The sequence below is a fragment of the Vibrio sp. 2130-1 genome, assembly GCF_033339515.1.
Map to the genome: position 1 here is coordinate 1 of NZ_JAWOUT010000646.1, position 538 is coordinate 538.

Annotated in this window: 1 pseudogene; it reads right to left on the reverse strand. The window is 41.6% G+C overall.

The window, feature by feature from the left end:
• Positions 1-360 (reverse strand): annotated as a pseudogene (locus tag R7Q09_RS27895) (GGDEF domain-containing protein); the annotation flags it as partial.
• Positions 361-538 lie beyond the last annotated feature (178 nt).

Sequence of the window (538 nt, forward strand, 5' to 3'; positions counted from 1 at the left end):
AAGCTGCAGTGCGTCGTAGCTTTCTTCGTAAATATTGTGTGCGGTGCGAGCTTGGACAGATTGGATAAGTAAATAGGTGCGTTTTATTGGCGTGTTGTCGAGCATCATTATGTAGCTGTCACCACCTAAATCTTGGGTGTGATTCCAGTTACAAGTGTTAATCGCCAGAGGAATAATGCTTTCGGATGTATCAAATTGGCAGGCCCAATCCCAGAAAATCTCAGGGTACTTTTGAATAGGGTAAAGCTCTCCGCGAGAAAAACTCACAGAACAACGAGGATTGGTTAAAGGGTCTTCAAAAATGGCGATCGCGTGGGGGGAAAAGAGGTTCTCTAATTGATCGAATATTGCTTCGGCCAGCAGCCGGTGGTCCCTCGTTGAAGACACTTTTCTCGTAAAACTTTTTAAATTCACCCTACCAACCTAATTTACTTTTTTATCCTCGATAAAAAACTACGCAGGTGGTGATATGCAATCAATATAATCAATTTTGAGCTGTTAAGTAATTCGCAAAATTTTCGGACTAAGTTTCACATTC